This window comes from Bradyrhizobium sp. INPA03-11B, assembly GCF_040446015.1.
GTDB classification, from domain to species: Bacteria; Pseudomonadota; Alphaproteobacteria; order Rhizobiales; family Xanthobacteraceae; genus Bradyrhizobium; species Bradyrhizobium macuxiense_A.
In genome coordinates this window covers 1-10527 of the sequence record NZ_JASGSR010000193.1, presented here as the reverse complement: position 1 = coordinate 10527, position 10527 = coordinate 1, and the positions used below count along the sequence as shown (strand labels likewise).

10 protein-coding genes are annotated in these 10527 nt (G+C 65.2%); 8 read left to right on the top strand and 2 right to left on the bottom strand.

Features of this window, described 5'->3' with window-relative positions; all coding sequences use genetic code 11:
• Nucleotides 1–100: 100 nt before the first annotated feature.
• Together QMZ05_RS38945 and QMZ05_RS38940 are read right to left on the bottom strand one after the other, a co-directional pair.
• The gene (locus QMZ05_RS38945; RefSeq protein WP_353705583.1) at nucleotides 101–1216 is read right to left on the bottom strand and encodes a D-alanine--D-alanine ligase family protein; all 1116 of its coding nucleotides are present in this window, start codon (nucleotides 1214–1216) and stop codon (nucleotides 101–103) included.
• 91 nt (nucleotides 1217–1307) lie between these two features.
• Nucleotides 1308–2441, bottom strand: coding sequence for a helix-turn-helix transcriptional regulator (locus QMZ05_RS38940; RefSeq protein WP_353705582.1), 1134 nt, complete (start codon nucleotides 2439–2441; stop codon nucleotides 1308–1310).
• A 354-nt stretch (nucleotides 2442–2795) separates the two neighbouring features.
• Here QMZ05_RS38940 and QMZ05_RS38935 point away from each other — a divergent pair, with 354 nt between their 5' ends.
• From QMZ05_RS38935 to QMZ05_RS38900, 8 genes are all read left to right on the top strand, one after another.
• A complete protein-coding gene (locus QMZ05_RS38935; protein WP_353705581.1) occupies nucleotides 2796–4340 on the top strand; it encodes a YadA-like family protein in 1545 nt (514 codons plus the stop codon).
• A gap of 44 nt (nucleotides 4341–4384) precedes the next feature.
• Nucleotides 4385–4924 carry a hypothetical protein gene (locus QMZ05_RS38930; RefSeq protein ID WP_353705584.1) on the top strand — a complete coding sequence of 180 codons (540 nt, stop codon included), beginning with the start codon at nucleotides 4385–4387 and terminating at the stop codon, nucleotides 4922–4924.
• A 161-nt stretch (nucleotides 4925–5085) separates the two neighbouring features.
• Complete coding sequence (locus QMZ05_RS38925; RefSeq protein WP_353705580.1) at nucleotides 5086–5637, top strand: NADPH-dependent FMN reductase; 552 nt, start codon at nucleotides 5086–5088, stop codon at nucleotides 5635–5637.
• A gap of 100 nt (nucleotides 5638–5737) precedes the next feature.
• Entirely contained in the window at nucleotides 5738–6055 is a 318-nt protein-coding gene (locus tag QMZ05_RS38920) for a septum formation initiator family protein (protein ID WP_021079258.1), read from the top strand.
• 159 nt (nucleotides 6056–6214) lie between these two features.
• Nucleotides 6215–7234, top strand: coding sequence for a pyruvate dehydrogenase (acetyl-transferring) E1 component subunit alpha (gene pdhA / locus QMZ05_RS38915; RefSeq protein ID WP_353705579.1), 1020 nt, complete (start codon nucleotides 6215–6217; stop codon nucleotides 7232–7234).
• Nucleotides 7235–7279: 45 nt separating this feature from the next.
• Entirely contained in the window at nucleotides 7280–8677 is a 1398-nt protein-coding gene (locus QMZ05_RS38910) for a pyruvate dehydrogenase complex E1 component subunit beta (protein WP_353705578.1), read from the top strand.
• A gap of 5 nt (nucleotides 8678–8682) precedes the next feature.
• Nucleotides 8683–8988: a DUF5076 domain-containing protein gene (locus tag QMZ05_RS38905; protein WP_021079261.1), complete on the top strand. Its 306-nt coding sequence runs from the start codon at nucleotides 8683–8685 to the stop codon at nucleotides 8986–8988.
• Nucleotides 8989–8990: 2 nt separating this feature from the next.
• The gene (locus QMZ05_RS38900; protein ID WP_353705577.1) at nucleotides 8991–10352 is read left to right on the top strand and encodes a pyruvate dehydrogenase complex dihydrolipoamide acetyltransferase; all 1362 of its coding nucleotides are present in this window, start codon (nucleotides 8991–8993) and stop codon (nucleotides 10350–10352) included.
• The last annotated feature ends 175 nt before the right edge of the window (nucleotides 10353–10527 follow it).

Here is a 10527-nt window from a genome sequence, read left to right as displayed (position 1 = left end):
ACCAACAGGCCGCTCGCGAGCGCGCTTCTATATCGCGCCGTAGCGAGCGGGCGGCCGGCCCGTTACCCCATCTACGGATGCCGCGAATGCCCATTGCGCTCTACTCGCGCTCGAATGCCAGTGCCCTGGAGCGCTTGTGACGCTCCAGGGCATGGCCGATCAGGACGTCCATCAATTCGGATTGCGGCAGGCCGCTGGCCTCCCACAGCCGCGGATACATGCTGATGTTGGTGAAGCCGGGCAGGGTGTTCGCCTCGTTCACGAACGCCTGCTCGCCGTGCAGGAAGAAGTCGATGCGCGCCATGCCTTCGCAACCCAGCACGCCGAATGTCTTGATCGCGAGCTCCCTGATGCGATCGGCCACGGCGGGCGGGACGTCGGCGGGCACTTGTAGCAGGGCGCCATCCGCATCGAGATACTTCGCGTCGTAGGAGTAGAAGCCGTGCTTGTCGGACGGCACGATCTCGCCGAGCTGCGAGGCACGCACGCGGCCCTCGGCATCCTCGAGCACGGAGCACTCGACCTCCCGGATCGGCGCGATGCAGCGCTCGATCAGGATCTTGGTGTCGAAGCGGAACGCCAGTTTGCAGCCGTTCTCGAACTCCGCCGCGTTGCGCGCCTTCGACACGCCGACCGATGATCCCATGTTGGCCGGCTTGACGAACAGCTCCTGCGAGCCGAGGGCGCTGACCGCGTCGTCATAGCTGACGGGCGCGGCGATCGACATCGCGACAAAGGGGACGATCGGCAATCCCGCCTCGCGCAGCAGGCGCTTGGCGACGTCCTTGTCCATTCCGGCCGCCGAGCCCATCACGCGCGAGCCGACATAGGCCACGTCGGACAGCTCCAGCGCGCCCTGCACCGTGCCATCCTCGCCATTGGGGCCGTGCAGGACCGGGAAGACGACATCGAATGCCGGCAATTCCGCCGGCACTGCCTCAGGTCCCGGAAGCACCACGACGCGGCCCTGTCCGCCCGGCAGCAGCGCGAGTTGCGGCCCATGGTCTGGAATGGTCAGCGTGCCGCCACCCGCGCCGGCGCCGTTTCCCGCATCGGCGACGATCCAGCGGCCATCCCGGGTGATGCCGATCGCCGTGGCCTCATAGCGATCCGGGTCGAGCGAGCGAAGCACGTTCGCTGCCGACGCCCGCGACACGTCATGTTCGGCCGATCGTCCGCCGAACAGGATTGCAACCCGTCTCTTGCGCTCTGCCATTGTCCGCTCTTCGGTCGGCTTGGTGCATGGAATCCAGCCACAGTATGGTTGGAAGAACGTGTCGACATTTGGCCCAGGAATACGGCCCGGTTCACTTCTGCAACACCAGGCGCACCAGTTCGGCCTGTCGTTTCGACCCGGTCTTGTCGAAGATGTTCGACAGATGCGTTCGTGCCGTTCCGACGGTGATGCCGAGCCTGCCGGCGGCGGCCTGACGGCCATCGCCCTTGATGATTTCCAGCGCGAACGCGGCTTCCGCGGGCGTCAGGCCGAAACGCCGTTGCAGGCTGTCGAGCCTGGCCTGCATTTCCGTCTCGGGATCGGTAATCAATACGATCGCGACCGGGCGCCGTGAAACGGTCCAGGGCAGCGCGGCCATCGCTGTTTCCAGCGGCACCGGTATCACGAGAACACCAAGCGGCGATCGGCCGGTTTTCCGCCGCAGCGTGAGCTCGCCGCCGGCTCCGATGCCGGCCAGCGTCAGGCAGGACGACACCAGTTTCCGCAATAACCGTCCACAGTCGGCGTCGGATGCAGACAGGATGCCGTCTTCAAGGCGGAGCCCATCATCGGCGTCGAGCAAGGCTTGCGCGATGCGGTTGGTGAACAGGGGCCTTGCCTCGGCATCGACGAGGAGAAAGCCCTGCTGCAATCGATCAAAATCCGCGAGCGCGCTCTCGCTGGCGAAGGTCAGATGATACACGCGGCGTTGCAATGCGACTGCGCGAACCAGATGTTGCGCGAGGTTTGCAAACAGCCGCTTCTGGTCGGTGCCGAATGGCGACCGGTTCAGCGATCCGTGGATGGTGAAGATTCCCGTCGCGCCATCGTCGACCAATAGATTGGTGGTCAGCGGCTCGGTGTCGTAGCCGGCCGGACGCCACCACTCCTGATAAAAGTCCGTGCCGGTGAACTGGTCCTGCGTGATGAAGTTGCCAACGGTGAAAACCTTGCCCGGGGCCTGACCGATGCCGAGCGGCAGCAGCGGATTGCGTGGCGCCCAGTCCAGCAGGCGGTTGACCAGTACGGGATCGATCCGCGGCGCGAGCAGGTTCGAGAGCCCGGTCGCCGGATCGTAGACGCCGAAGATCACCTCCGGTCCGCCGACGGCATCGCCGATCCGGTTCAGGACATCAGGCCAGCGCGCGGCGTCGAGGGCCGCGTCGTAGATGGCGGCGACGAGATCGTGCAGCCCGCCTTCGCCGGTCAATGTGCCGCCAAGCATCGATCAGCCCCTGCCTGGTTGCAATCTGGCCCGGATGCCATTCGCACCGCAAGGCTGGATTGTGGGCATTTCTCGATGTTGCGGCAAAGCATCACTTGCCGACATTCAGGCAGAGCCTCCGACGAACGTCAGATGCGACCGCCGTGCGGCTTGAGGAAGGTGTCGGCACAGCATTTCAGTCGGCAGAATCGCGCCGTCCGTTTTTCAGGTGCTCGCATGTACGGTGATCGGCGTCACATAATCATCATTCCGGCACTCAGGAGCCTGTCTCGCAAGGCGCGCTTGTTGGCCAGGAGCATACTCACCAGTGGGGTCGCGGGCGTGCTCGGCGCCGGCGTAATGCTATGTCCAAGGGTGGCCCTGTCCACGGACTATGCTGCCGGCGGCGGTGTCATCAACGCGCCATCGGGGTCTGCGACGGCGGTCGGCTCCGGCGCGACTACAACGGGTGTCGACGCATCGGCCTTTGGCGCCCGTGCCGTCGCGAACGGTGACACCGCGACCGCGACGGGCGCGTTCAGCAGCGCCAACGGCGCCGCAGCGACAGCAACGGGACTAAGCAGCATCGCAAACGGGACCAACGCGACCGCGACGGGTGAAGCCAGCAGGGCGCTCGGCACGAACGCGACGGCGACCGGACAAGGCAGCACGGCGACCGGCACCCTTGCAACGGCGACCGGCGCATTCAGTACCGCGACCGGCTTTAGCGCGACCGCGATGGGCTATGGCAGCAACGCGAATGGCAACTCTGCGACCGCGAGCGGTCAAGGCAGTTTCGCCAATGGATTGGCTGCAACCGCGACCGGGGCCAACAGCGCCGCGATCGGGGACAGTTCAACGGCAACGGGACAGGCCAGTGTCGCGAAAGGCAACTCTGCGACCGCGACCGGAAATTTCAGTGCCGCAACCGGATTCAACGCCACGGCGACGGGTGCAAACAGCGTAGCCAACGGAGACCGTGCCACCACGACCGGCGCGAGCAGTGCCGCGACCGGGATTAGTGCGACCGCGATGGGGACGTCGGCCGCCGCGACCGGCAATTCTGCAACGGCTGTCGGTGCGGACAGCATCGCCAACGGTGCAACCGCCAGCGCGTTCGGCCAGGGCAGCAACGCCAGCGGCGCAGCGACAACCGCGATCGGTCAGGCCAGTACCGCGAGCGCCACCGGCGCCACCGCGGTGGGTGCCAACTCAAGCGCGACAGCGTCCGGTGCGGTCGCCGTCGGTTTCAATGCCGCCGCCACGGGCGCCAATGCGATCGCGATCGGCAATGGCGCGGTCGCGACCGGCTCGATCGCAGTCGGTGCGGGCGCGCTGGCTTCCAATGGCGGCGCGGCGTTCGGCGACGGCGCGGTGGCAACGGGAGCGAATTCGGCCGCCTTCGGAACCAATGCCGCGGCGACCTTCGCCAATTCCACCGCAATCGGCGCCGGCGCGACGACGACGGCGGCAAATCAGATTTCGGTCGGTACCAGTACCAGCACCTACCGGATGTCCGGTATCACCTCGGCGGCGAGCCTTGCCGCGCAGTCCGGCCCGACCCAGGTGGTGACGACGGATGCCGCCGGCCATCTCGCGTCGGCCAACTTCACTCCACAGGACATATCCGGTCTCCAAACCAACGTATCGACGCTGCAGGGCAACGTCGCGACGTTGCAGACGCAGATGCGGCAGGCGTTCGAGGGAACCGCGATCGCCATCGCTATGGGCGGCGCGGCGCTGCCATCGGACAAGAGGTTCGCGATCTCGACCAATTGGGGCACCTTCCGTGGGCAGAACGCCATGAGCCTCGGGGCCCAGATGCGGCTCAACCAGTATGTCGTGCTCAATGGCGGCATCGCCGCCGGCTTCGCGCAAGGTGGCGTCGGTGGACGCGCCGGGGTGACCGTTGCGTGGTGATCCGGAAAGCATCCTGGCTGCGGGCTCTGGTCGCTGCGGGCGCGTTGCTGGCGGCCGCCGTCTGTCGTGCGGAGACGCCGCCGGCACCCAAGCCGGCCCAGATCGATCGCAACGGCGTGCTCATACTGGTGCGCTCCGCGCTGCTTGCGCTCGATCACGCCAACAAAACGGGTAACTACACGGTGCTGCGCGACATCGGCGCGCCGGGCTTTCAAATCAACTCAGCGGCTCGCCTCGGGGAGATCTTTGCCAAGCTGCGCAACGACAATCTGGATCTTTCCGGCGTCGCCGTGATCGATCCCCAACTCAATCTGCTGCCGCAGATCGAGGCCAACGGATTGATGCATATGGCGGGCTTCTTTCCGTCGGTTCCGAACCAGGTCAATTTCGACCTGGCGTTCGCGCCGGTGAACGGGCAGTGGCGGCTGTTCGGGATCTCGGTATCGATTGGACAGAGCGGGCCCGCCGCGCCCGAGCCGCCACCCGCGGCGCCCGCAAACGGCGCCAAACCGGCTGCAAAGCCGCTGCCTGCAAGCAAGCATGGGCCCGCGGACAAACCGGCCGATGCCCCCGCGTCAAGATAGCGCCCTGAAGCTGATGTTTGACAGCCGTACTGCATGACGTCAGCGGGGCGGTTTCATAAACGTTGCGTTTCCAAAATTGCACGATCCATGCACTTGCATCTTTCTCGGCGCGCCGGTAGGTGAGATGCGCGAGCTTCACGCACAACCCGAAGGAATTTGCTATGGCCTATAACATCGTCACCATCGTCGGCAGCATCCGCAAACAGAGCTTCTCGCTCAAGATCGCCAATGCGCTGGCCAAGCTCGCACCGGCGTCGCTGAAGCTCGACGTGACGACGCTTGAGGGCATTTCCTTCTTCAACCAGGACCTCGAGGCCGCCCCGCCGGCGGACTGGCTGGCCTTCCGCGAGAAGCTGCAGAAGTCGAACGGCGTGCTGTTCGTGACCCCCGAATACAACCGCTCGATCCCGGGCGTGCTGAAGAACGCGATCGACGTCGCCTCGCGGCCTTACGGCAAGAGCTCATTTATCGGCAAGCCGATCGGCATCATCGGCAATTCGCCGGGACCGCTCGGCGGCGTCAGCGCGGTGAAGCATCTGCAGAACATCCTGCCGGGCATTTCCGGTCCGATCCTCGGCCAGCCGGAAGCCTATCTCAACGGCGTCGGCGATGCCTTCGACGACAAGGGCGATCTGACCAAGGAGTCGCTCAAAGGCGTGCTGCAGCAGTATCTCGGCGCCTTCGCGGCCTTCATCGAAAAGCAGAACGGCTGACCTTATTTGACGCGTTTTCTTCACGCGAACCGGCATCCACTTCGCTCGAAAACGCTTTGGTTTAGCACTCCGTTAACCCCATGGCCGCATCTTCGCGGCCATGGTCTCCCGCACACGCCTCAAATCGATTCTGACCGGGCTCGCGCTCTACACGCTGGCGGCGCTGATGGTCGGCTATTTCGGCGTCAACGCCTATACCGGCAAATACGGTCTGAACGCGCGGCAGGAGCTCGACCAGGAAATCATCGCGCTGACCTCGGAGCTCGCGCGGCTGAAGAAGGAACGCGCCGAGGGCGAGCAGCGGGTGTCGCTGTTGCGGTCGGACCGGGTCGATCCCGACATGCTGGACGAGCGCGCGCGCTTCCAGCTCGACTACGCCAACCCGCGTGATCTGGTTCGGATCAACAAGTCGAACTGACGCGTTCTCAAATTTCAAAAACAATCGCGCACTATCACAAAAGTGTCGCGCCGCGCTGCAGTGCGGCATAGCAAAATTCCATCCAGCGAACGCAATCCTTCCAAGGCGATTTGAGTTGGGTTAGAGAGGGTTCTCCGACTTCTCTCACCCGGAATTGCCATGGCCGCACCCAAGAAAACCGTCGCAAAAGAATTAGGGCAGGAGAAGGCTGGTTCTCCGCCCGAATTCTCCAAGGAGCAGGAGTTCAAGGCACTGCGGGACATGCTCCTGATCCGGCGCTTCGAGGAGAAGGCCGGTCAGCTCTACGGCATGGGTGCGATCGGCGGCTTCTGCCATCTTTATATCGGCCAGGAAGCGGTCGTGGTCGGCATGCAGATGGCGCTGAAGCAGGGCGACGAGGTCATAACGGGCTACCGCGACCACGGCCACATGCTGGCCTGCGACATGGAAGCCAAGGGGGTGATGGCCGAATTGACCGGACGCCGCGGCGGCTATTCGCGCGGCAAGGGCGGCTCCATGCACATGTTCAGCAAGGAGAAGCATTTCTACGGCGGTCACGGAATCGTGGGCGCGCAGGTGTCGCTCGGCACCGGCCTTGCGTTCGCCAATCGCTATCGGGGCAACGATAACGTCAGCGTGACCTATTTCGGCGACGGCGCGGCCAACCAGGGCCAGGTCTACGAAAGCTTCAACATGGCCGAGCTGTGGAAGCTGCCGGTAATCTACGTCATCGAGAACAATCGCTACGCGATGGGCACATCGGTATCGCGCGCATCGGCCCAGCAGGACTTCTCCAAGCGCGGCGCCTCCTTCAACATTCCCGGCAGGCAGGTCGACGGCATGGACGTGCGCGCGGTCAAGGCAGCCGCCGATGAGGCCGTGGCCTGGTGCCGCGGCGGCAATGGTCCGATGATCCTGGAGATGCAGACCTACCGCTACCGCGGCCACTCGATGTCCGACCCGGCGAAGTACCGCACGCGCGAGGAAGTCGAGAAGGTGCGCCACGACCAGGACCCGATCGAGCAGGTGCGTAACCGCTTGCTGGCGTCTGGTGTCAGCGAGCAGGACCTGAAGGCGATCGACGCCGAGGTGCGCGAGATCGTCAACGAAGCCGCCGACTTCGCGCAGCACGATCCGGAGCCGGATGCATCCGAGCTCTACACCGACATCTACCGCTGACCCCACCCGCGCAGAAGAATCTCAAGACCGATTTCGGGAGCCGATATGCCCATTCAAGTGCTGATGCCTGCGCTGTCGCCCACCATGGAGAAGGGCAACCTCGCCAAATGGCTGAAAAAGGAAGGCGAGACCATCAAGTCCGGTGACGTGATCGCCGAGATCGAGACCGACAAGGCGACGATGGAGGTCGAGGCAACAGACGAGGGCACGCTTGGCAAGATCCTGATTCCGGAAGGCACCGCCGATGTCGCGGTGAACACGCCGATCGCCACCATCCTGGCCGACGGCGAAAGCGCCGCCGACCTCGCCAAGGCGCCTGCGGCACCAGCGCCGCAGCCGAAGGCCGCGGAGGCTGCGCCTGCTGCCGAAGCCAAGGCGGAAGCGCCGCAGCCGGCAGCAAAGGCGCCGGCCGCGCCGGTCAGCGAGGCGCTGCCCGATCCGGAAATTCCCGCGGGCACCGAGATGGTCACGCAGACCATCCGCGAGGCGCTGCGCGATGCGATGGCCGAGGAGATGCGCCGCGACGGCGACGTCTTCATCATGGGTGAGGAGGTCGCCGAGTATCAGGGCGCCTACAAGGTGACGCAGGGCCTGTTGCAGGAATTCGGCGCGCGACGCGTGATCGATACGCCGATCACCGAGCACGGTTTTGCCGGCGTCGGCGTCGGTGCGGCGATGGCCGGGCTGAAGCCGATCGTTGAGTTCATGACCTGGAATTTCGCCATGCAGGCGATCGACCAGATCATCAATTCCGCCGCCAAGACGCTCTATATGTCCGGCGGCCAGATGGGCTGCTCGATCGTGTTCCGCGGCCCGAACGGCGCCGCCGCGCGCGTCGCGGCCCAGCACAGCCAGGACTACGCCGCCTGGTACTCGCAGATTCCGGGCCTCAAGGTGATCGCGCCGTATTCGGCCGCCGATTACAAAGGCCTTCTGAAGGCTGCGATCCGCGATCCCAATCCGGTGATCTTCCTCGAGAACGAGGTGCTGTACGGCCATACCGGCGAAGTGCCGAAACTGCCCGATTTCATCGTGCCGATCGGCAAGGCGCGGATTGCCCGCGCCGGCAAGGACGTCACCCTCGTGTCCTGGGCAATGGGCATGTCCTATGCGCTGAAGGCCGCCGATGAACTCGCCAAGGAAGACATCGACGCCGAAGTGATCGACCTGCGCACCATCCGACCGATGGATACCGAGACCATCATCAACTCGGTGAAGAAGACCGGCCGAGCGGTCACGGTGGAAGAGGGCTGGCAGCAGAGCGGCGTCGGCTCCGAGGTCGCCGCGCGCATCATGGAGCATGCGTTCGACTATCTCGATGCGCCGGTCACGCGCGTCTCCGGCAAGGATGTGCCGATGCCCTATGCCGCCAATCTCGAGAAGCTCGCTCTGCCTTCCGTCGCCGAGGTGGTCGCGGCCGCCAAGGCCGTGTCCTACCGGTAACGCCGATGGCCGGTCCCAAGGAGCAGCCGCTGCCGCCTGACGTGATGGGCCGCGACGACGCCGTCGAGGTGCTGCGCGCCTTTGTGGTCGACGGCGGCCTGTCGATCGCGTTCCAGCGCGCCTTCGAGGAGCCGGACATGTGGGGGCTGATGCTCGTCGACATCGCCCGCCACGCCGCGCGCGCCTATTCGCGCGAGAGCGAATACACCGAGGACGAGGCGCTCGCGCGCATCGTCGAGATGTTCGAAGCCGAAATCGCCCGGCCGACCGACATGGGCCAAACCAAACCGCGGTCGCAACAAGGTCACTGACAATGCCGATCAATATTCTCATGCCCGCGCTGTCGCCGACGATGGAAAAGGGCAACCTCGCCAAGTGGCTCAAGAAAGAGGGCGACAAGGTCAAGTCCGGCGACGTGATCGCGGAAATCGAGACCGACAAGGCGACGATGGAAGTCGAGGCGGTCGACGAAGGCACGATCGCCAAGATCCTGGTGCCCGAGGGCACGCAGGACGTGCCGGTCAACGACGTCATCGCTGTGATGGCCGGCGACGGCGAGGATGTGAAGGCGGCAGCCAGCGCCGGAGCTGGCGCCGCACCGGCTGCCAAGCCCGCCGAAGCCCCGAAGCCCGCCGCCGCCCAGGCCGCGCCTGCGGCGGCACCCGCGCCAGTCGCTGCGCCAGCACCGGCTGCAGCGCCCGCGCCTCAGCCAGCGGCGGCACCCGCAGCGCAAGCCAACGGCCACGCCCGCGTCTTCTCTTCGCCCCTGGCGCGCCGTTTGGCAAAGGAAGCCGGCATCGATCTTTCCCGCATCACCGGCACCGGGCCGCACGGCCGCGTCATCGCGCGCGACGTCGACGACGCCAAGTCCGGCAAGGGCCTGAAGGCGCCGGCGGCTGCGCCCGCCGCAGCGGGGCCGAGCATCGCGCCGTCGATGTCGGACAAGCAGATCCTGGCGCTGTTCGAGCCGGGCTCGTACGAAGTCGTGCCGCATGACGGCATGCGCCGCACCATCGCGCAGCGTCTGACCGCCTCGGTGCAGAACGTTCCGCACTTCTATCTCACGATCGACTGCGACATCGGCAAGCTGCTCGCCGCGCGCGAGGAGATCAACGCCGCCGCGCCGAAGGACAAGGAGAAGAAGCCGCTCTACAAGATCTCGGTCAACGACTTCGTCATCAAGGCGATGGCGGTCGCGCTGCAGAAGATTCCGAACTGCAACGTCAGCTGGACCGAGGGCGGCATGCTCAAGCACAAGCATTCCGACGTCGGCGTCGCGGTGGCGATGCCGGGCGGCCTGATCACGCCGATCATCCGCAAGGCCGAGACCAAGACGCTCTCGACCATCTCGAACGAGATGAAGGATTTTGCCGCGCGTGCCCGCGCCCGCAAGCTGAAGCCGGAAGAATACCAGGGCGGCACCACCGCGGTCTCCAACCTCGGCATGTACGGCATCAACCACTTCACCGCCGTGATCAATCCGCCGCACGCCTCGATCCTCGCGGTCGGCACCTCGGAGGAGCGCCCCGTCGTGCGCGGCGGCAAGATCGAGATCGCCAACATCATGAGCGTGACCTTGTCGTGCGATCACCGCGCGATTGACGGCGCGCTCGGCGCCGAGCTGATCGGCGCCTTCAAGCAGCTGATCGAAAATCCCGTGATGATGATGGTGTGACGGGCATCCGCCATGTACGCGATGTCAGGTCCGTACGTTCTGCTCGCCGCCATCGCCGTTGCGCTGCTCGTCGCGGTCAACCGCGACCTGATATCGACGTTCCAGTTCCGGTTGATGATGAGCGGCGCCGGTGTGCTGGCGCTGGTGTGGACCATATTTCTCGGTGCGGTATGGC